The 21,185-nt window shown below is 72.3% G+C and carries 17 protein-coding genes; 15 read left to right on the plus strand and 2 right to left on the minus strand.

Features of this window, described 5'->3' with window-relative positions:
- Positions 1 to 39: 39 nt before the first annotated feature.
- The 8 genes from J7E88_RS20530 to J7E88_RS20565 all read left to right on the plus strand — a co-directional run bounded on the left by J7E88_RS20530 (position 40) and on the right by J7E88_RS20565 (position 8,819).
- Positions 40 to 1,152: a quinone-dependent dihydroorotate dehydrogenase gene (locus tag J7E88_RS20530; protein ID WP_215183143.1), complete on the plus strand. Its 1,113-nt coding sequence runs from the start codon at positions 40 to 42 to the stop codon at positions 1,150 to 1,152.
- The gene (pyrF, locus tag J7E88_RS20535) at positions 1,149 to 1,997 is read left to right on the plus strand and encodes an orotidine-5'-phosphate decarboxylase (protein ID WP_215183145.1); all 849 of its coding nucleotides are present in this window, start codon (positions 1,149 to 1,151) and stop codon (positions 1,995 to 1,997) included. Before J7E88_RS20530 ends, pyrF begins: the two co-directional genes overlap by 4 nt.
- A gap of 331 nt (positions 1,998 to 2,328) precedes the next feature.
- Positions 2,329 to 2,652, plus strand: coding sequence for an integration host factor (locus J7E88_RS20540; RefSeq protein WP_005319887.1), 324 nt, complete (start codon positions 2,329 to 2,331; stop codon positions 2,650 to 2,652).
- A gap of 38 nt (positions 2,653 to 2,690) precedes the next feature.
- Positions 2,691 to 3,254 carry a guanylate kinase gene (gene gmk, locus J7E88_RS20545; protein ID WP_215183146.1) on the plus strand — a complete coding sequence of 188 codons (564 nt, stop codon included), beginning with the start codon at positions 2,691 to 2,693 and terminating at the stop codon, positions 3,252 to 3,254.
- A gap of 42 nt (positions 3,255 to 3,296) precedes the next feature.
- A complete protein-coding gene (gene rpoZ, locus J7E88_RS20550) occupies positions 3,297 to 3,569 on the plus strand; it encodes a DNA-directed RNA polymerase subunit omega (RefSeq protein WP_005319902.1) in 273 nt (90 codons plus the stop codon).
- Between the two features lie 102 nt (positions 3,570 to 3,671).
- A complete protein-coding gene (gene coaBC, locus J7E88_RS20555; protein WP_215183316.1) occupies positions 3,672 to 4,892 on the plus strand; it encodes a bifunctional phosphopantothenoylcysteine decarboxylase/phosphopantothenate--cysteine ligase CoaBC in 1,221 nt (406 codons plus the stop codon).
- A 273-nt stretch (positions 4,893 to 5,165) separates the two neighbouring features.
- Entirely contained in the window at positions 5,166 to 6,374 is a 1,209-nt protein-coding gene (gene metK / locus J7E88_RS20560; RefSeq protein WP_215183149.1) for a methionine adenosyltransferase, read from the plus strand.
- A gap of 300 nt (positions 6,375 to 6,674) precedes the next feature.
- Complete coding sequence (locus J7E88_RS20565) at positions 6,675 to 8,819, plus strand: primosomal protein N' (RefSeq protein WP_215183151.1); 2,145 nt, start codon at positions 6,675 to 6,677, stop codon at positions 8,817 to 8,819.
- Between the two features lie 812 nt (positions 8,820 to 9,631).
- Here the strand turns inward: J7E88_RS20565 and J7E88_RS20570 are convergent.
- Complete coding sequence (locus tag J7E88_RS20570; RefSeq protein WP_215183153.1) at positions 9,632 to 10,138, minus strand: hypothetical protein; 507 nt, start codon at positions 10,136 to 10,138, stop codon at positions 9,632 to 9,634.
- Positions 10,139 to 10,392: 254 nt separating this feature from the next.
- Between J7E88_RS20570 and fmt the strand changes: the two genes are divergently transcribed.
- From fmt to J7E88_RS20600, 6 genes are all read left to right on the plus strand, one after another.
- Positions 10,393 to 11,337 carry a methionyl-tRNA formyltransferase gene (gene fmt, locus J7E88_RS20575; protein WP_215183155.1) on the plus strand — a complete coding sequence of 315 codons (945 nt, stop codon included), beginning with the start codon at positions 10,393 to 10,395 and terminating at the stop codon, positions 11,335 to 11,337.
- Positions 11,338 to 11,371: 34 nt separating this feature from the next.
- Complete coding sequence (locus tag J7E88_RS20580) at positions 11,372 to 12,805, plus strand: RsmB/NOP family class I SAM-dependent RNA methyltransferase (RefSeq protein ID WP_215183157.1); 1,434 nt, start codon at positions 11,372 to 11,374, stop codon at positions 12,803 to 12,805.
- 300 nt (positions 12,806 to 13,105) lie between these two features.
- Positions 13,106 to 13,792, plus strand: coding sequence for a ribulose-phosphate 3-epimerase (gene rpe / locus J7E88_RS20585; RefSeq protein ID WP_215183159.1), 687 nt, complete (start codon positions 13,106 to 13,108; stop codon positions 13,790 to 13,792).
- A 108-nt stretch (positions 13,793 to 13,900) separates the two neighbouring features.
- Entirely contained in the window at positions 13,901 to 14,941 is a 1,041-nt protein-coding gene (locus J7E88_RS20590; protein WP_215183161.1) for a sugar-binding transcriptional regulator, read from the plus strand.
- A 371-nt stretch (positions 14,942 to 15,312) separates the two neighbouring features.
- Entirely contained in the window at positions 15,313 to 16,794 is a 1,482-nt protein-coding gene (locus J7E88_RS20595) for a GuaB1 family IMP dehydrogenase-related protein (protein ID WP_215183163.1), read from the plus strand.
- A gap of 161 nt (positions 16,795 to 16,955) precedes the next feature.
- The gene (locus J7E88_RS20600; protein ID WP_215183164.1) at positions 16,956 to 17,831 is read left to right on the plus strand and encodes an RNA polymerase sigma factor SigF; all 876 of its coding nucleotides are present in this window, start codon (positions 16,956 to 16,958) and stop codon (positions 17,829 to 17,831) included.
- A 1,152-nt stretch (positions 17,832 to 18,983) separates the two neighbouring features.
- Here J7E88_RS20600 and J7E88_RS20605 read toward each other — a convergent pair.
- The gene (locus J7E88_RS20605; protein ID WP_215183318.1) at positions 18,984 to 19,385 is read right to left on the minus strand and encodes an ATP-binding protein; all 402 of its coding nucleotides are present in this window, start codon (positions 19,383 to 19,385) and stop codon (positions 18,984 to 18,986) included.
- 318 nt (positions 19,386 to 19,703) lie between these two features.
- On the opposite strand from J7E88_RS20605, the gene J7E88_RS20610 reads away from it, so the two are divergent.
- Positions 19,704 to 21,182 (plus strand): amino acid permease, encoded by a 1,479-nt coding sequence (locus tag J7E88_RS20610; protein WP_215183166.1) that lies wholly within the window; start codon positions 19,704 to 19,706, stop codon positions 21,180 to 21,182.
- The last annotated feature ends 3 nt before the right edge of the window (positions 21,183 to 21,185 follow it).

Consider the following 21,185-nt stretch of genomic DNA (forward strand, 5'->3'; position numbering starts at 1 on the left):
CACCGGAAACGGTGTCCCCCTCCTCATGAGGACACCGCTGTGTACACATTCTTCTTCCGCCTCGTCTTCACCCGCATGGACCCCGAGAAGGCCCACCACCTGGCCTTCCGGTGGATCCGGCTCGCGGCCCGCATCCCTGTCCTGCGCACCTTCGTGGCCGCTGCCCTCGCGCCGCGCTTCAAGGAGTTGCGCACCGAGGCGTTCGGGCTGCGGATGCACGGCCCGTTCGGGCTCGCCGCCGGCTTCGACAAGAACGCCGTCGCCATCGACGGCATGGCCATGCTCGGCTTCGACCACGTCGAGATCGGCACGGTCACCGCGCAGCCCCAGCCCGGCAACCCCGTCAAGCGCCTCTTCCGGCTCGTCCCGGACCGCGCGCTGATCAACCGCATGGGCTTCAACAACGAGGGCTCGGCCGCCGTCGCCGCCCGTCTCGCCGCCCGCCGCGAGATCTTCCGTACGACCGTCGGCGTCAACATCGGCAAGACGAAGGTCGTCCCGGAGGCGGAAGCCGTCGCCGACTACGTCACCTCCACCGAGCGCCTGGCGGCCCAGGCCGACTACCTCGTCGTCAACGTCTCCTCGCCCAACACCCCCGGCCTGCGCAACCTCCAGGCCACCGAGTCGCTGCGCCCGCTGCTCACCGCCGTACGCGAGGCCGCCGACCGCACGGTCACCGACCGCCGCGTCCCGCTCCTGGTCAAGATCGCGCCGGATCTCGCGGACGCGGACGTCGACGCCGTGGCGGACCTCGCCGTCGAGCTCGGCCTCGACGGCATCATCGCCACCAACACCACGATCGCCCGCGAGGGCCTCGGCCTCACGTCCCCGGCCGAACTGGTGGCGGAGACCGGCGGCCTGTCCGGCGCGCCGGTCAAGGCACGCTCCCTGGAGGTCCTGCGGCGGCTGTACGCGCGCGTGGGCGATCGCATCACGCTCGTCGGCGTCGGCGGCATCGAGAACGCCGAGGACGCCTGGCAGCGCATCCTGGCGGGCGCCACGCTCGTCCAGGGCTACAGCGCGTTCGTCTACGAGGGCCCGTTCTACGCCCGCGCGATCCACAAGGGCCTGGCCGCACGCCTCGCGGCCAGTCCGTACACCATCCTCGCCGATGCCGTCGGCGCCGAGACGCGAAAGGCAGCCACCGCATGAGCCCTCTGGAGCCCTTCGGCACCCGACTGCGCCACGCCATGGACACCCGTGGCCCGCTGTGCGTCGGCATCGACCCGCACGCCTCCCTGCTGACCGCGTGGGGCCTGCACGACGACGTGAACGGCCTGGAGCGGTTCACCCGCACCACGGTCGAGGCGCTCGCCGACCGGGTCGCCGTTCTCAAGCCGCAGTCGGCGTTCTTCGAGCGTTTCGGCTCGCGTGGCATCGCCGTCCTGGAGAAGGCCGTCGAGGAGGCACGGGCCGCCGGTGCGCTGGTCCTCATGGACGCCAAGCGCGGCGACATCGGCTCGACCATGGGCGCGTACGCGGAGACCTTCCTGCGCAAGGACTCACCGCTGTTCTCGGACGCCGTCACCGTCTCGCCGTACCTCGGCTTCGGTTCACTGCGGCCGGCGCTGGACCAGGCCGTGCTGAGCGGCTGCGGTGTCTTCGTACTCGCCCTCACCTCCAATCCGGAGGGCGCCGAGGTGCAGCGGTCCACGGCCGCGAACGGGCAGTCCCTGGCGCAGTTGATGCTCGACCACATGGCCGCCGAGAACGAGGGCGCCGAGCCGCTCGGCTCCGTCGGCGCGGTCGTCGGCGCGACGCTCGGCGACGCCGGCGTGGATCTCGACATCAACGGGCCGCTGCTGGCCCCGGGCATCGGCGCCCAGGGGGCGACCCCGGCGGACCTGCCGGGCGTCTTCGGCGCGGCCGTCGGCAACGTCGTGCCGAGCGTCAGCCGCGGCGTGCTCAAGCACGGTCCGGACGCCGCCTCCCTGCGCGCGGCGGCGGAGCGGTTCGCGGACGAGGTGCGCGAAGCGGTGGCGTCCGCGGAGGCATGACCGCCTGCCGGGACCGGCGCGTGCGCTCTCGGGTACCGGGCCCGTGCTCTGCGTGACGGCCGGAGACCTGCGGCTCGGGCCCCTTGCAGGACTTCTTGGCCGAAAAGGCAGTCGTTATGTCAGAAATGTCCCGATCGGTCGATGCTGACCAGGACTTTTCGTCTGTTCTCGCTGACTGGAGCGGTGATGGCCGCTAGTCTCCGTCGAAGAGCGAACGTGCAGGCAGCGTCCGGCAAAGGCGTACTGCGTTGCTCGTTGCTCGCCTGGTGTGGGGCGACTAGGTTCCTCACCGGTCCGTATCCGACAGTTCGACATCCGAGGTGACGTAGGCGTGGCTCTTCCGCCCCTTACCCCTGAACAGCGCGCAGCCGCGCTCGAAAAGGCCGCCGCGGCTCGCCGGGAGCGGGCCGAGGTCAAGAATCGACTCAAGCACTCCGGCGCCTCCCTCCACGAGGTCATCAAGCAGGGCCAGGAGAACGACGTCATCGGCAAGATGAAGGTCTCCGCCCTGCTCGAGTCCCTGCCGGGCGTGGGCAAAGTCCGCGCCAAGCAGATCATGGAGAGGCTCGGCATCTCCGAGAGCCGCCGAGTCCGTGGTCTCGGCTCCAACCAGATCGCGTCCCTGGAGCGCGAGTTCGGCGGCGGCGCCGCCTGACGTTCTCGGACACCCCCGGGAACCTGGATAATCGCTGCATGGCAGCAGAGGTACGTCCGCGGCTGACCGTGCTCTCCGGCCCCTCCGGGGTCGGCAAGAGCACGGTCGTCGCCCATATGCGCAAGGTCCACCCCGACGTCTGGCTCTCGGTGTCGGCGACCACCCGGAAGCCGCGACCCGGCGAGAAGCACGGCGTCCAGTACTTCTTCGTCACGGACGACGAGTTCGACAAGCTGGTCGCGGGCGACGAGCTGCTGGAGTGGGCCGAGTTCGCGGGCAACCGCTACGGCACGCCCCGTCGCGCGGTCCTCGACCGCCTGGAGGCGGGCGAGCCGGTGCTGCTGGAGATCGACCTCCAGGGTGCGCGGCAGGTCAAGGAGTCCATGCCGGAGTCGCAGCTGGTCTTCCTGGCCCCGCCGAGCTGGGACGAGCTGGTCCGCCGGCTCACCGGTCGAGGCACCGAGTCCGCGGAGGTCATCGAACGCCGGCTGGCGGTCGCGAAGGTCGAGCTCGCCGCCGAGTCGGAGTTCGATACGACCCTGGTCAACACCTCCGTCGAGGACGTGGCGCGTGAGCTGCTAGCCTTGATGGCAGTTGTTTGATCTTTTGTCCGATCTTTCTGCAAGTTCTTCGGAAGGCATAGCGTGTCCTCTTCCATCACCGCGCCCGAGGGCATCATCAACCCTCCGATCGACGAGCTGCTCGAGGCCACCGACTCGAAGTACAGCCTCGTGATCTACGCGGCCAAGCGCGCGCGCCAGATCAACGCGTACTACTCGCAGCTCGGTGAGGGCCTGCTCGAGTACGTCGGTCCGCTGGTGGACACTCACGTCCACGAGAAGCCGCTGTCGATCGCCCTGCGCGAGATCAACGCCGGCCTGCTGACCTCCGAGGCCATCGAGGGTCCGGCGCAGTAAGGCGCGATTCGTTCTTCACCACAGGCCCGGCGGAGCATCCGCCGGGCCTGTGGTGTGTGATGGGGACAGCAACCGAGTGCGGGGAGGCGCGCAGTGGACGCAATGGACGCAGTGGACGCGGGTGTCAGGCCGAGGGTCGTCCTGGGGGTCAGTGGCGGAATCGCCGCGTACAAGGCGTGCGAGCTGCTGCGCAGGCTCACCGAGTCCGGCCATGACGTCCAGGTCGTGCCGACCGCGTCAGCCCTGAACTTCGTCGGCGCGGCGACCTGGTCGGCCCTGTCCGGCCACCCCGTCTCGACCGAGGTCTGGAACGACGTCCACGACGTCCCGCACGTCCGCATCGGCCAGCACGCCGACCTCGTCGTCGTCGCCCCCGCCACCGCCGACCTGCTCGCCAAGGCCGCCCACGGCCTCGCGGACGACCTGCTGACCAACACCCTGCTCACCGCCCGCTGTCCCGTCGTCTTCGCCCCGGCGATGCACACCGAGATGTGGGAGCACCCGGCCACCCAGGAGAACGTCGCCACGCTGCGGCGCCGCGGCGCCGTCGTCATCGAGCCGGCCGTCGGGCGCCTCACCGGCGTCGACACCGGCAAGGGCCGGCTGCCCGAGCCCGGCGAGATCTTCGAGGTCTGCCGCCGGGTGCTCGCCCGCGGTGCGGCCGCTCCCGACCTCACCGGCCGCCATGTCGTCGTCAGCGCCGGCGGCACCCGTGAACCCCTGGATCCGGTCCGCTTCCTCGGCAACCGCTCCTCCGGCAAGCAGGGCTACGCCCTGGCCCGCACGGCGGCCGCCCGGGGCGCCCGTGTCACGCTCGTCGCGGCGAACGCCTCCCTCCCGGACCCCGCGGGTGTCGACGTCGTCCACGTCGGTACGGCGGTCCAGCTGCGCGAGGCCGTCCTGAAGGCCGCCGCGGACGCCGACGCGGTGGTCATGGCCGCCGCCGTCGCCGACTTCCGGCCCGCCGAGTACGCCAGCGGCAAGATCAAGAAGAAGGACGGCATCGAGGCGCCGACCGTGTCACTGGTCCGCAATCCCGACATCCTCGCCGAGATCTCGGCCGACCGCGCCCGCCCGGGGCAGGTGATCGTCGGCTTCGCCGCCGAAACCGACGACGTCCTCGCCAACGGACGCGACAAGCTGCGCCGCAAGGGCTGTGACCTGCTCGTCGTCAACGAGGTGGGGGAACGCAGGACCTTCGGCGCCGAGGAGAACGAGGCGGTCGTGCTGGCCGCGGACGGCGCCGAGACGCTCGTTCCCCACGGCCCCAAGGAAGCGCTCGCCGACACGGTCTGGGACCTCGTCGTCCCCCGTCTCGGCTGAGGGCCCGGCGCGCATCTGACGAACACCGGGCGAACTTCCGGCGACGTCCTGGGCGCGAGAAACCTGTGAAATGTGGCGAATCGCTCAGTCCACAGGCGCTATGGTCATAGCGTCTCGGCCATGGACCACAGGTCAGGGGGCTCCCAAGCTGCGAGACGGGGTGTCCGGCGGTGGAACGCGACCGATAAACTGGGTCGTGGAACGTCGCGGGGCGCAGCCCCCTGCCGGTCCGTCAATGATCAGCCAGCAGCCGCTGCAACCCCAGGGAGCGATGTGTCCCGCCGTCTCTTCACCTCGGAGTCCGTGACCGAGGGCCACCCCGACAAGATCGCCGACCAGATCAGCGACACGATTCTCGACGCCCTTCTGCGGGAGGACCCGACCTCCCGGGTCGCCGTGGAGACCCTGATCACCACCGGCCTCGTGCACGTCGCCGGCGAGGTGACCACCAAGGCGTACGCCGACATCCCCACGCTCGTGCGCAACAAGATCCTGGAGATCGGCTACGACTCCTCGAAGAAGGGCTTCGACGGCGCTTCCTGCGGAGTCTCGGTGTCCATCGGCGCCCAGTCGCCCGACATCGCGCAGGGCGTCGACACGGCCTACGAGAAGCGCGTCGAGGGCGACGAGGACGAGCTCGACAAGCAGGGCGCTGGCGACCAGGGCTTGATGTTCGGTTACGCCTGTGACGAGACGCCCGAGCTGATGCCGCTGCCGATCCACCTCGCCCACCGGCTCTCGCGCCGCCTGTCCGAGGTCCGCAAGAACGGCACCATCCCCTACCTGCGCCCGGACGGCAAGACCCAGGTCACCATCGAGTACGACGGCGACAAGGCCGTCCGCCTCGACACCGTCGTGGTCTCCTCGCAGCACGCGTCCGACATCGACCTGGACTCGCTGCTCGCTCCCGACATCCGCGAGTTCGTCGTGGAGCACGTTCTGAAGCAGCTGGTCGAGGACGGCATCAAGCTCGACACCGACGGCTACCGCCTCCTGGTGAACCCGACCGGCCGCTTCGAGATCGGCGGTCCGATGGGCGACGCCGGTCTGACCGGCCGCAAGATCATCATCGACACCTACGGCGGCATGGCCCGCCACGGCGGCGGCGCGTTCTCCGGCAAGGACCCGTCCAAGGTCGACCGCTCGGCGGCGTACGCCATGCGCTGGGTCGCGAAGAACGTCGTCGCTGCCGGTCTCGCGGCCCGCTGCGAGGTCCAGGTCGCATACGCGATCGGCAAGGCGGAGCCCGTCGGCCTGTTCGTCGAGACCTTCGGCACCGCCACGGTCGACGTCGACAAGATCGAGCAGGCCATCGCCGAGGTCTTCGACCTGCGCCCCGCCGCGATCATCCGTGACCTCGACCTGCTCCGCCCGATTTACGCCCAGACCGCGGCGTACGGCCACTTCGGCCGCGAGCTCCCGGACTTCGCCTGGGAGCGCACGGACCGCGTGGACGCGCTGCGCGCGGCGACCGGCCTGTAGCCACACGCCCACCCGAGGGCCCCGGACCGTGCAGGTCCGGGGCCCTCGTGCGTGCCGGGCGGGTTGCGGGCCGGCGTTGCCGGACGGGTGCGTTGCCTGCGAGGGTGCGTGTGTCTGGGGAAGAGCCGATGTCGGGCTGCCGGCGGCGGTCTCGGCGTGCCGCGGGAAGCGCCTTGCGCGTGCCCGGTCGGGACGATGTCCAAGTCGCCGGCCCGTGGACCCGCAGGTGTGCCCGGGCACGGCCGCCGCCGGCGTTCGCGGGCCAGGGCCCTGTCAGTGGGCTCTGGTAGGAATGGGGCTGTGAGCAGCGACAACGAGCAGCCGGTGGAGACCGCGGCAGGCGGGCCCGAGCAGCTTGCGCTCATTAGGGAGACCGTGCGCAAGGCCAAGGTGCCCAAGGCCAAGCCGCGCACCTGGCGCGGGGCCGCGCTCGCCGAGGAGCTGCCCGTCGCGCGGGTCGTCGTGAACAAGGGCGTCCTGCACCTCGACCAGTTCTTCGACTACGCCGTGCCCGAGGAGCTCGATGCCGTCGCGCAGCCCGGTGTGCGGGTGCGGGTGAGGTTCGGGGCGGGCGCGCACCGGGTGCGCGAGGGGCGCCGTGAAGGCGGCGGGCTCATCGACGGCTTCCTCATCGAGCGCCTGGCCGGGACCGACTATGCCGGACCGCTCGCGGCGCTCGCCCACGTCGTCTCGCCCGAGCCCGTCCTCAGCCCGCAGATCCTCGGTCTCGCCCGCGCCGTCGCCGACCGGTACGCGGGCAGCCTCGCCGACGTGCTGCAGCTCGCCGTTCCGCCGAGGAACGGGCGTGCCGAGGCCAAGCCGTCGCCCGAGCCGTTGCCGCCGCCCGCGCCGCCCGGCGCCGGCATTTGGCAGCGGTACGGGCGGGGGCCCGCATTCATCGACGCCCTCGCCGCCGGCGGGTCCCCGCGTGCCGTGTGGACCGCGCTGCCCGGCCCGTACTGGCCGGAGGAACTGGCGCGCGCCGTTGCCGCGACGCTTGCGTCCGGGCGGGGCGCCCTTGTCGTCGTGCCCGACGGGCGTCGTGCCGCCCGGGTCGGCACCGCCCTCACCGCCCTGCTCGGCGAGGGCCGCCACGCGATGCTGACCGCCGAGTCCGGACCCGAGAAGCGCTACCGGGAATGGCTGGCTGTCCGCAGGGGTTCCGTGCGGGCCGTGGTGGGGACGCGGGCCGCGATGTTCGCGCCCGTGCGGGACCTCGGGCTCGTCGTGATCTGGGACGACGGAGACGCCAGCCACAGCGACGACAACGCACCCTTCCCCCACGTCCGCGAGGTCCTGGAGCTGCGAGCCGCCCACGACGGCTGCGGCTTCCTGCTGGGCGGTACGAGCTGCACGGTGGAGGCCGCCCAGCTCGTGGAGAGCGGCTGGGCCACACCGCTCGTCGCGGACCGCGCGCGCGTGCGGGCCGCAGCGCCCCTCGTGCGTACCGTCGGCGACCAGGACCTGGCGCGTGACGAGGCCGCGCGCGCGGCCCGGCTGCCGAGCCTCGCGTGGCAGGCCGTACGCGAGGGCCTGCGGACCGGGCCCGTGCTCGTCCAGGTGCCCCGGCGCGGCTACGTGCCCCGGCTCGCCTGCGAGCACTGCCGCACACCGGCGCGCTGCCGGCACTGTGCCGGGCCGCTGGAGGCGCCGGACGAGCGCGAGCTGCGCTGCGCCTGGTGCGGACAGGGCGCCCCCGACTGGCACTGTGTCGCATGCGGCTCGGTGCGTCTGCGGGCCCGGATCGTCGGCGCGCGGCGCACGGCGGAGGAGCTGGGCCGCGCCTTCCCAGCGGTGCCGGTGCGCACCTCCGGCCGTGACCATGTGCTCGACGCCGTGCCCGGACGCCCCGCGCTGGTGGTCTCCACGCCGGGCGCCGAGCCTGTGGCCGACGGCGGATATGCCGCCGCGCTGCTGCTGGACGGCTGGGCCATGCTCGGCCGGCCCGACCTCCGTGCGGGCGAGGAGGCGCTGCGCCGCTGGATCGCCGCGGCGTCGCTGGTACGGGGTCAGGAGGAGGGCGGCACGGTCGTCGTGGTCGCCGAGCCGACGCTGCGGCCGGTCCAGGCACTGGTGCGCTGGGACCCGGTCGGCCACGCGCTGCGGGAGCTCGCCGAACGGGCGGAGCTCGGCTTTCCGCCGGTCTCTCGGATGGCGGAGGTGGTCGGCCGCCCGGAGGACGTCGCCGCGTTCCTGCTAGCCATCGAACTGCCCGCGGAGGCCGAGGTGCTGGGACCGGTCCCGCTGCCGGTGACCGACGCAGCGCGGTCCCGCCGGCCTGGCGATCCGCCGGTCGGCGAGCGCTGGGAGCGCGCGCTGCTGCGGGTGCCGCCGGGCCGGGGGGCTGCGCTGGCGGCGGCGCTCAAGTCGGCGCAGGCGTCGCGCCTCGCCCGGGGCGGTACGACCCAGGTCCGCATCCGGATCGATCCCCCGGACATCGGCTGACGGCGTGGCCTGCCGGGGCGGGGCCGGGGGCTCTCGCCGCACACCGCGGGACGGGGCTGCGTCGTGACAGGTGTCGTTCCCACGGCGCGGTTGTGCGTGCCGCATACGGCGGGCGAAGCCGCCACCCGGGTCGGTGCGGGCCCCGCGGTGCGGTCGTGCGTGCGGCGGTCGCGGGAGGCGGCCTTGCGGCTGGTGGGTGGCCCGCGGCGGGACGGGGGCTGCGTCGTGACAGGTGGTGTCCCCCGGGGCGGTCGTGCGTGCGGCATATTGCGGGCGAAGGCCGCGCGCGGGTCGGTGTGGGGCCGCGCGGCGCGGTGTTGCGTGCAGCGCATCGCGGGGCCGCAGGTCGCACCAGTGCGGGTCCCCTCGGCGCGGTTGTGCGTGCCGCATAGGGCTGGCGAAGCCGCCACTCGGGTCGGTGCGGGCCCCGCGGTGCGGTCGTGCGTGTGGCGGTCGCGGGATGCGGCCTTGCGACTGGTGGGTGGCCCGCGGTGGGACGGGGGCTGCGTCGTGACAGGTGGTGTCCCCCGGGGCGGTCGTGCGTGCGGCATATTGCGGGCGAAGGCCGCGCGCGGGTCGGTGTGGGGCCGCGCGGCGCGGTGCTGCGTGCAGCGCATCGCGGGGACGCAGGTCGCACCAGTGCGGGTCCCCTCGGCGCGGTTGTGCGTGCCGCATAGGGCTGGCGAAGCCGCCACTCGGGTCGGTGCGGGCCCCGCGGTGCCGAGCACGACGGGGGAGTGGGGGCGTCGGCCCCCACGTCCCTTTCCCCTCGGCAGGTGGACGAAGCCCGCCCCTTCGGGCTCGCCCAAGGCTCAGCCGTTGCGCGGGCCCGGGAACGCCCCCTGCCGCGGGTCCGACGGCTGCGGTGGCATCGAGCGCGCCGCCGGTACAGCCGGTACAGCCGGTACAGCCGGCGGCAGCGTGCGCGTCGTCGTCGACTCCGGCTCCGCGGCGCCCTGCTGGGGCGGCGTCGCCCTGCGGGCGCCGTAACGGCGGTGCACCGCCTGCTTGGTGACACCGAGGGCCGAGCCCACCGCGTCCCAGGAGAAACCGAGGGACCGGTCGAAGTCCACGGCCGCGGTCACCAGCGTCTCGACGCTGTCGCGCAGCTCCTGCGCGAGACGGACGGTCGGGGCCGGAGCCCTGCCGTAGACGACGAAGCCCGTGGACGGGCCGGAGCGGCGCGGGCGGTAGACATTGCCCAGTTGGGCGGTGAGCGTGCGCAATGCGTCCACCTGCCGGCGGACCCGCTCGATGTCCCGCACCAACAGGTGCAGACTTGCCCGGGCTTGGGCGTCGTGGGTTGCGTGGTCGGCCATTGACAAGCCTCTCGAACCGGCGTTGAAAAGGGGCCGGGCCGCATCCGGCGCGGCCCGCTTGGTCAATCTCTCTTGACCAACGCTCCGGCGACCGATCTGGTCACGCTTCAGGGCGTATGTGTATATGCGCGGGGCGCACGGTCTCCCGTACGCCCCCTGTGGCGCCGCGCCATAGACTGGTGAGCTGCTCGTCCGACGGCGAACTGCCGTCACCCGTACGCACCGGCACACGTCCGAGAGGCAGTCAGCCACCGATGAAGCTCGTCTTCGCAGGTACCCCCGAGGTCGCCGTCCCCGCCCTGGACGCCTTGATCGCCTCAGGACGGCACGAGGTCGCCGCCGTGGTCACCCGGCCGGACGCGCCCGCGGGGCGCGGCAGGCGTCTGGTGGCCAGCCCCGTCGCGCAGCGCGCGGAGGATGCCGGCATCGAGGTGCTCAAGCCGGCCAGGCCGCGCGACGAGGCTTTCCTCACGCGGCTGCGCGAGATCGCCCCGGACTGCTGTCCGGTCGTCGCCTACGGCGCCCTGCTGCCCAAGGAGGCCCTCGACGTGCCCGCCCGCGGCTGGGTCAACCTGCACTTCTCGCTGCTGCCCGCCTGGCGCGGGGCCGCTCCCGTCCAGCACGCGATCATGGCCGGCGACGAGATGACGGGTGCCGCCACCTTCCAGATCGAGGAAGGGCTCGACTCGGGCCCGGTGTACGGCGTGGTCACCGAGCCGGTGCGGCCCACCGACACCAGCGGTGACCTGCTGACGCGTCTTGCGTTCGCCGGTGCCGGACTGCTCGCGGCGACGATGGACGGCATCGAGGACGGCACCCTGAAGGCGGTGCCGCAGCCGTCCGAGGGCGTCTCCCTGGCCCCGAAGATCAGCGTCGAGGACGCCCACGTCGACTTCGCCGCCCCCGCCCTGCGCGTCGACCGCGTCGTCCGCGCCTGCACGCCCGCCCCCGGCGCGTGGACGCTCTTCCGCGGCGAGCGGCTCAAGCTGATCCAGCTCGCGCTGCTGCCCGACCGTACGGACCTGGCGGCAGGTGAGCTGGACGTCGGCAAGAACAACGTCTACGCGGGCACCGGGTCCCACGCCGTCGAGCTGCTCTGGGTCCAGCCGCAGGGCAAGAAGCCGATGCGGGCCGCGGACTGGGCGCGCGGGGTGCGCATCGCCCCCGGCGAGCGGCTCGGCCGGGCGGACGTAGGCTGAGAGGGTTCAACCCTCATCGAACGCGGAGCACCTTTTGAGCGAGCAGTCCCGTCGCCGTCCCCCCAAGCCGTACCGCCGCCCCCAGAAGGATCCGGTCCGGATCCTCGCCTTCGAGGCGCTGCGGGCCGTCGACGAGCGGGACGCGTACGCGAACCTGGTCCTGCCGCCCCTGCTGAAGAAGGCGCGCGACAAGGGTGACTTCGACTCGCGCGACGCGGCGCTCGCCACTGAGCTCGTGTACGGCACGCTGCGCCGCCAGGGCACGTACGACGCGATCATCGCGGCATGCATCGACCGGCCGCTTCGCGAGGTCGATCCGCCGGTGCTCGACGTGCTCGCGCTCGGCGCGCATCAGCTGCTGGGGACGCGGATCCCGACGCACGCCGCGGTATCGGCGAGCGTGGAGCTCGCGCGGGTGGTGCTCGGCGACGGGCGGGCCAAGTTCGTCAACGCCGTGCTGCGCAAGATCTCGCGGGACGACCTGGACACGTGGGTGGAGCGCGTCGCTCCGCCCTACGAGCAGGACGCCGAGGACCACCTCGCCGTCGTCCACTCGCACCCGCGCTGGGTCGTCTCCGCGCTGTGGGACTCGCTCGGCGGCGGCCGCGCCGGCATCGAGGACCTGCTGGAGGCGGACAACGAGCGGCCGGAGGTGACCCTGGTCGCCCGGCCCGGCCGCTCGACCACCGGTGAACTGCTCGACTTCCTGGGCGAGGACTCCGCACTGCCGGGCCGCTGGTCCCCGTACGCCGTCCGGCTTGCGGAGGGCGGCGAGCCCGGTGCGATCGAGGCCGTGCGCCAGGGGCGGGCCGGCGTGCAGGACGAGGGCAGCCAGCTCGTGGCGATCGCCCTCGCCAACGCCCCGCTGGAGGGGCCGGACAAGCGCTGGCTCGACGGCTGCGCCGGGCCCGGCGGGAAGGCCGCACTGCTCGGCGCCATCGCGGCCGGCCGCGGCGCGACCCTGCTCGCCGCCGAGAAGCAGCCGCACCGCGCTCGCCTGGTGGACCGCGCGCTGACCGGCAACCCCGGCCCGTACCAGGTGATCGCCGCCGACGGCACACGCCCGCCGTGGCGCCCGGGCTCCTTCGACCGGGTGCTCGTCGACGTGCCCTGCACGGGGCTGGGCGCGCTGCGCCGCCGCCCGGAGGCCCGCTGGCGCCGCCGCCCCGAGGACCTGGACAGTTTCGCCCCGCTCCAGCGCGCCCTGCTGCGCGAGGCGTTGAGCGCCGTGCGGGTCGGCGGTGTGGTGGGGTACGCCACCTGCTCGCCGCACCTCGCCGAGACGCGGGTCGTCGTCGACGACGTGCTGCGCGGGCGCGGCGGGCCGGCCGTCGACGCGGAGCTGCTTGACGCGCGGCCGCTGATGCCCGGGGTCCCGGCGCTCGGCGACGGCCCCGACATCCAGTTGTGGCCGCATGTGCACGGGACCGACGCGATGTATCTCGCACTGCTGCGCCGCACCGCGTAAACCGCCGACGGACCGGCCGGCGCTCTCAGCCGGGCCGGTCCGCCGCCGTCCTGTGCGTCCCTGCGCGTCCCTGTGCATGCGCGCGAACCTGTGCGCCACCACACCGTCGGATGCCGCCTGTGCGGGGCGCACGCCGGGGTGCGATCTGCTGCTCTGCCTCCGCCATGGCGCACCCGGGCCCGTGCCGGCCGGTCGAATGCCCGGTATTGCGGTGGGCTGTGCGGATCCTGCCGGAGCCTGGTCCGTACCGAGTACCGTCCCGGGGAGGGGAAGTGCCCCGGAACATGGCAGGCTTGGCACATGGCCGTTCAGATCAACCCCAGTATCCTCTCCGCCGACTTCTCCCGTCTGGCGGAGGAGGCCAAGGCCGTCGAGGGCGCCGACTGGCTCCACGTCGACGTGATGGACAACCACTTCGTGCCCAATCTGACCCTGGGCGTGCCGGTCGTGGAGTCGCTCGCCAAGGCGACGGACACCCCGCTGGACTGCCACCTGATGATCGAGGCCCCCGACCGCTGGGCGCCCCAGTACGTCGAGGCCGGAGCCGGCTCCGTCACCTTCCACGTCGAGGCCGCCGCCGCTCCCGTGCGCCTCGCCCGCGAGATCCGCGCCAAGGGCGCGCGCGCCTCGATGGCGCTCAGGCCGGCCACGCCGATCGAGCCGTACGAGGACCTGCTCCCCGAGCTCGACATGCTGCTGATCATGACCGTGGAGCCGGGATTCGGCGGCCAGGCCTTCCTGGACATCATGCTGCCGAAGATCCGCCGCACCCGGGAGCTGATCGCCAAGCACGGGCTGGAGCTGTGGCTTCAGGTCGACGGGGGAGTGTCGGCATCGACGATCGAGCGGTGCGCGGAGGCGGGTGCTGACGTGTTCGTGGCCGGCTCCGCGGTGTACAACGCGGACGACCCGGCCGAGGCGGTGCGGCTTCTCCGTGACCAGGCGTCGCAGGCGACCGCCTCGGCGGCGTGGGCCTGCGGCCACTGAGAGCGAACGCTGCGATGGCCGCGGTTGTTCAACCGAAGTTGCCCCATCAGGGCCGATCGAGGACCGGCGCATCTGACAGGATGGCCGGATCCGGGAGTGTGTGTACGTGTGTACAGCAGTGAGGAGATCGCGGTGACTGCTAGGCCGGCGGGACGGTCCGCCCTGCGGATGGGGCCCGCTGAGCTCGTGCAGGCGGCGGCCATGGCGCGTCGCTTCTATCTCGAGGGCAAGTCCAAGATCCAGATCGCGGAGGAGTTCGGCGTCAGCCGCTTCAAGGTCGCGAGGGTCCTGGAGACCGCGCTCGAACGTGATCTGGTACGCATCGAGATCCGCGTCCCCGCCGAGCTCGACGCCGAGCGCTCGGACGCGCTGCGCGCCCGCTTCGGCCTGCGGCACGCGGTCGTGGTCGAGTCCCCCGCGGAGGCAGAGGAGTCGCCCGACCCGGAGAACCTGGGCGAGGTGGCCGCGGACCTGCTCGGCGAGCTCGTGAACGAGGGCGACGTCCTCGGTCTGGCCTGGGGCCGGTCCACCATCCACATGGCGGCAGCCCTGGACCGGCTGCCGCCGTGCACGGTCGTGCAGCTCACGGGCGTCTATGACGCGGGGACCGCCGAGCGCGGTTCGGTGGAGGCGGTACGGCGTGCGGCCCAGGTCTCCGGCGGCGAGGCCCACCCCATCTACGCGCCGATGCTGCTGCCGGATCCGGCGACCGCGGCGGCGCTGCGGCACCAGACGGGGATCGCCCGCGCCTTCGACTACTTCGACAAGGTGACCGTCGCCTGCGTCTCCATCGGCTCGTGGGAGCCGGGTATCTCGACGGTGCACGACATGCTCTCCGACGAGGAGCGCGCGCACTACGCCTCGCTCGGCGTGGCGGCGGAGATGTCCGCGCACCTCTTCGACACGCAGGGCCGCCGCGTCGGGCGCGACCTGGGGGAGCGGTGCATCACCGTGGAGGCCGACCGGCTGCGGCGCATCCCCGAGGTCGTGGCGATCGCGGGCGGCCAGCGCAAGGCGGAGGCGATCGCGGCAGTGCTGCGCTCCGGCCTGGTGACCAGCCTGGTCACGGACACAGCGGCGGCCGATCAGCTGCTGACGTCGCAGCCGGGCCAGCGGCCCGCCCTCGAGCGCGCGGACCCGGACGACTGACGGGGCCGGCGGGCCTCGCTCTTCGTTCCGCACGGGGAGTGTCCGCTGTCGCTTTCCGTGCTCCGGCCCCGCGAGGCTCCGCTTGCCCTTACCGTGCAGCCCGCGCCGCCTTGCCGTCCCCTGCCGTCCCCTGCCGTACAGCTCCGCGCGGCCTCGCCGTCCTCTGCCGTACGGCCCCGCTGGCCCGCGCGGCCCCGGACCGGTGGCGCGCTCCGCGGCGTGCGGGCCGTGCGGTGCTCTCCGCGGGCGGGGCCGGCCCGGCCCTTTTGGAGGATCTGCTCGGACAGCGGCGCCGTGACTGGAGCTTTCGCCGGGGCATGACAACGGATGCGTCATGGGAGAATGAAGTACGTGCGTTTTCCCCGGCTGCAATGCCCGGGGATCCTCCGATCGACTGGGATGTTCAGCACGTGCGTTTCCTCAATGACCAGAAGCCGTCGTACGACCTGACGTACGACGATGTGTTCATGGTGCCGAGCCGTTCGGCCGTGGGTTCCCGCCAGGGCGTGGACCTCTCCTCCCCCGACGGCACCGGCACGACCGTCCCGCTGGTCGTCGCCAACATGACGGCGATCGCCGGCCGCCGGATGGCCGAGACCGTCGCCCGCCGCGGCGGACTCGTCGTGATTCCCCAGGACATCCCGATCGACGTCGTCACCGACGTGATCTCCTGGGTCAAGACGCGCCACCACGTGCTCGACACCCCGATCGTGCTCGCGCCGCACCAGACCGTCGCCGACGCCCTGTCGCTGCTGCCCAAGCGGGCCCACGGCGCAGGAGTCGTCGTCGATGAAGGGCACCGGCCGGTCGGCATCGTCACCGACCACGACCTGGCCGGTGTGGACCGCTTCACGCAGCTGTCCGAGGTCATGTCCAGGGACCTCCTGCTCCTCGACGCGGACATCGACCCGCGTGAGGCGTTCAACCGGCTCGACGGCGCCAACCGCCGCTACGCCCCCGCGGTGGACTCCGACGGCAGGCTCGCCGGCGTCCTCACCCGCAAGGGCGCGCTGCGCGCCACGCTGTACACCCCCGCGGTCGACTCCGACGGCAAGCTGCGCATCGCGGCGGCGGTCGGCATCAACGGCGATGTGGCGGGCAAGGCCAAGCAGCTGCTCGACGCGGGCGTCGACACGCTCGTCGTCGACACCGCGCACGGCCACCAGGAGTCGATGATCAGCGCGGTCAAGGCCGTACGGGCGCTCGACCCGCAGGTACCGATCGTCGCGGGCAACATCGTGGCCGCCGAGGGAGTGCGCGACCTCGTCGAGGCCGGCGCCGACATCGTCAAGGTCGGTGTGGGACCGGGCGCCATGTGCACGACCCGCATGATGACCGGTGTGGGCCGCCCGCAGTTCTCGGCCGTCCTCGAGTGTGCCGCCGAGGCGAAGAAGTACGGGAAGCACGTCTGGGCCGACGGCGGCATCCGCCACCCGCGCGATGTCGCCATGGCGCTCGCCGCAGGTGCGTCGAACGTCATGATCGGCTCCTGGTTCGCCGGGACGTACGAGTCCCCGGGCGACCTTCAGCAGAGCCCCGACGGGCGGCTCTACAAGGAGTCCTTCGGCATGGCGTCCAAGCGCGCCGTGCGCAACCGCACCAGCGAGGAGTCCGCGTACGACCGGGCCCGCAAGGCGCTGTTCGAGGAGGGCATCTCCCACTCGCGCATGTACCTCGACCCGACCCGCCCGGGGGTCGAGGACCTGATCGACTCGATCATCGCGGGTGTGCGCTCCTCCTGCACCTACTCCGGTGCCGGCTCCCTGGAGGAGTTCGCCGACAAGGCGATCGTCGGCGTCCAGAGCGCCGCCGGTTACGCGGAGGGCAAGCCGCTGCACGCCAGCTGGAGTTGATGAACTCCCGGCCCAACTCATCCGGTCTCCGCGCCTGTCGCGGAGGCCGGATGTCGTCGTTCGTGCGCGACGCGTTCAGCTCTTCGTGAATCCGCGGGCATGCGCGCGGAGATCCGGGGTAGGCGCGCCTTCGCACTGACATCGGAGCAGGGGAGGACGAAGTGTCCACGGCGAGCACGGTCCCGACCGAACTCACGCAGCCTGGAGTCCAGCGCCCGGACAGGGTGGGGCTGGACCTTCCAGATGTGCGGAATCCGGGGGAGGTTGCACCGAAGGACGCACGAGAGATCTCCAGGATCTTCTTCGAGCGGCTCGACTCGCTCGAGGAGGGAACCCATGAATACCAGTACGTTCGCAACACCCTGATCGAGCTCAACCTGGCGCTGGTCAAGTACGCGGCCGGCCGCTTCCGCAACCGGGCCGAACAGATGGAGGACATCGTCCAGGTCGGCACCATCGGCCTGATCAAGGCGATCGACCGCTTCGAACTCAGCCGCGAGGTGGAGTTCGCGACGTTCGCCGTCCCGTACATCGTCGGTGAGATCAAGCGGTTCTTCCGCGACACCAGCTGGGCCGTGCATGTGCCGCGCCGGCTCCAGGAGTTGCGGATCGATCTGGCCAAGGCTGTCGACGAGCTCTCCCAGAAGCTGGACCACACGCCCACCACCGCCGAACTCGCCGACCATCTGGGGCTGGACGAGGAGGAGATCATCGAGGGCGTCGTCGCGAGCAACGGCTATACGGCCGGGTCGATCGACATGCCCATGGACGATGCCTCCGACCACGCGGGGGTGCCGCTGTCCGACCGTCTGGGCGCACCGGACGCCGATCTGGAGACGGCGGAGAACGTGCAGGCACTCAAGCCGCTGATCGAGGAGCTCGACGACCGCGACCGGCGGATCCTGCGGATGCGCTTCGGCGAGGAGATGACGCAGTCGGAGATCGGCGAGGAACTGGGCGTGTCCCAGATGCATGTGTCGCGTCTGCTGTCCCGCATCACGGGGCGGCTGCGTGCGGGGCTGCTCGCGGTGGAGTGACACCACGAGGATGACGGGCGTGGGGGCTCCGCCGCCCCCGCCCGTCCCGGACCACATTCCCCCCACGGCAGAAACGGCGTCCTGGCCGCCCAGGACGCCGTTTCTGTTTCCGGCCCGGCTGCGGCGCTGTCTCGCCGCTTCGGCCGTTCGGCCGTTCACGCCGCACCTTCGGCCGATGCCGCCCGAGTGCCTGAGCCGCCGGGCCGCAGAGCTGCATCGCCGCCTGAGCGCCCGGGCCGCTGGGCTGTACCGCTGGTGGGCTGCTGGCCCGTGTCGGCCGTGCAGCCGCGTGGGCGGCTGGGCCGCCTGGCCGCAGAGCCGTACCGCACGTCTGGGCCGGGTGGGCTACTGAGCCGCATCGCCGCCTGAGCGCCCGGGCCGCTGAGCAGTACCGCCAGTGGACTGTGGGCCTGCGTAGGCCGTGCAGCCGCATGGGCGGCTGGGCCGCCTGGCCGCTGAGCCGTACCGCACGTCTGGGCCGGGTGGGCTACTGAGCCGCATCGCCGCCTGAGCGCCCGGGCCGCTGAGCAGTACCGCCAGTGGACTGTGGGCCTGCGTAGGCCGTGCAGCTGCGGCGCTGCCTCGGCCGTCTGGGAGCCCGCGGGCCGATGGGCTGTACCGCCGGTGGGCTGCTGGCCTGCGTCGGCCCTCTGGGCCGCGTGCTGAGCCGCATGGCCCGGGGCTGCGTCGGTGAGCTGTTGGCCTCCCCCGGCCGTCCAGCTGCGGCGCTGCTGCTGGCCGGCGTCGGCCGTCCAGGGTGCGGAGTTGCATCGCCCGCCTGGGCCACGTGGGCTGCTGGGGCCGCCCGTGTCGCGGGCCGCTGGGTGGGCCGCATGGCCGGTGAGCCGCCCGGGCCGCTGGGCAGACCGCCGGTGAGCCGCTGGCCTGCGTCGGTCGTGCAGCCGGGGAGCTGTATCGGCGGCCTTGGCCGGTTGGGCTGCTGAGCCCCCTGAGCGCGGGCGCCTCCCCGGCCCGCCGCACCGAGCTGCGTCGCAGCCTCAGCCGACGTGGGCTGCACCGGGCCGCCTGAGCCCTGGGCCGGGTGGGCTGCTGAGCCGCATCGCCGCCGCAGCGGCCCCCAGCCGCCCAGGCCGCCGAACCGCACCCGCCGGTAGGTGCCGGCCTGCCTCGGGCGTCCAGCCGCCGAGGCCTTCAGCAGGAGGCCGCTGCCGGGCGCACCCAGGTCGCCTGTACCCGCTTGCCGTACGGCTGGGGGCGGACCTCCACCGTGCCCGCGAGCCGTTGCACCATGTGCCAGCCGAATCCGCCGCCGCCCGTCAGCGAGGGCAGCCGTGCGACAGGCGGCAGGGGGCTCGAGTCCTCGATGCCCACCACCAGCGTGTCCGCGCCCGCCGTCAGATGCAGGCGCCACCAGCCCGCCGTGTGCCGTATCGCATTGGAGACCAGCTCGGACACGACGAGCAGCACAGCGTCCGGGTCGGCCCAGGGGCAGTGCTGCAGCAGGAACTCCGCGGTCGCCCTGCGGGCCCCCGCGCTCTGCCTGCCCCCGGTATGCGGCGACTCCTCGATCACCACATGGGGCTGTGCGTTCATCACGGTGCTCGCATACCCGCTCCGCGCGCATTCATGAGCGGCGCCTCGGACCCCCTTACGACGCCCTCCATGACGCTCTCGTGCGCCCGGGCGCAATGTTTCCCCGCGCGGCGCTTGAGCGCGCAATGATCGGCCGCTGATGCGCAACAACGATGCATTACGGCTGTGAGCTGCGGACTCGTAGGCTCGGGCCCCGTACCAGGAGTGGCGGTGACCGTCTGCTCGGCGGTCCCTTTCCCAGCGCGGGTTGTCACGTCACGCGCTTCGGCCGCCGTAGGTCCCCCTCGCCGATCCCCGCAGCGATGAAGGAGCCCCGACGTGCTGGACCACGGAGCAGCGCCGCCCGCGACCAAGCCATCGTCCTCCCCGAGCCCCACCCGGACCCCCGCACTGGGCACCCGCCTGATGCGGCGCAAGCCCGTCGAACTGCTGGTCGCCGAGGGTGGCCAGGGGGAGGGCGGAGCGCTCCGCCGCTCGCTGACCATGTGGCAGCTGACCATGATCAGCATCGGAGCCACACTGGGCACCGGCATCTTCGTCGTACTCGGGGAGGCCACGCCGCTCGCAGGCCCCGCGGTCGCGATCTCGTTCGTCGTCGCGGGCCTGACCGCGCTGTTCTCCGCTCTGTCGTATGCGGAGCTCGCCGGCTCCATCCCGGTCTCGGGCTCCTCGTACTCCTACTCGTACGCCACCATGGGCGAGCTCGTCGCCTGGATCTGCGGCTGGTGTCTGGTCCTGGAGTACGGGGTCTCGGTCGCGGCCGTCGCCGTCGGCTGGGGCGAGTACGTCAACGAACTGCTCGACGGCACGATCGGCGTCACGATTCCCGACGCGGTCGCGGCGCCCCTCGGCGAGGGTGGCTTCATCAACCTGCCCGCGCTCGTCGTCGTCCTGCTCGCCATGGTCTTCCTGATGGGCGGCGCCAAGGAGAGCGCCCGCATCAACACGATCATGGTCGTCATCAAGATCGCGACGCTGCTGCTCTTCTGCGGCATCGGCTTCCTCGGCATCAAGGCCGGCAACTACACCCCCCTCGCCCCCCTCGGTGTCACGGGCATCAGCGCCGCGGCGGCGACGCTGTTCTTCTCGTACATCGGCTTCGACGCCGCGTCGACCGCCGGCGAGGAGGCGAAGAACCCCAAGCGGGATCTGCCGCGCGCGATCATGCTCTCGCTGCTGATCGTCACGGTCCTGTACTGCCTCGTCGCGCTGATCGCCGTCGGCGCCATGCCGTGGCAGGACTTCGAGGGCACCGAGGCCGCGCTCGCCCAGATCATGAAGGACGTCACCGGACACAGCTTCTGGAGCGTGGTGCTCGCCGCGGGCGCCGTCGTCGCCATCGCGAGCGTCGTCTTCGCCGTGCTGTACGGCCAGACCCGCATCCTCTTCGCCATGTCGAGGGACGGCCTCATGCCCAAGGCGTTCGCCAAGGTGGACAAGCGCACCGGAACGCCGCGCGCCAACACCTTCATCGTGTCCGCCTTCTGCGCGGTGCTGGCCGCCACGATCCCGCTCGGCGAACTCGCCAATGCCACCAGCATCGGCACGCTCTTCGCGTTCGCGCTGGTCAACGTGGCCGTCATCATCCTGCGCTACACCCGGCCCACCATGAACCGGACCTTCCGCGTCATGCTGTTCCCGGTGACGCCGCTGCTCGGCTTCGGCTTCTGCGTCTGGATGATGTTCAGCCTGCCCGGCGTGACATGGGCGGTCTTCGGTGGCTGGATGGCCGCGGGCATCGTGTTCTACTTCCTGTACGGCCTTCGCCGCTCCCGACTCGCCACCGCAGAGAAGTGATCC

It is taken from the genome of Streptomyces sp. ISL-10 (genome assembly GCF_018614575.1).
Taxonomy (GTDB): domain Bacteria; phylum Actinomycetota; class Actinomycetes; order Streptomycetales; family Streptomycetaceae; genus Streptomyces.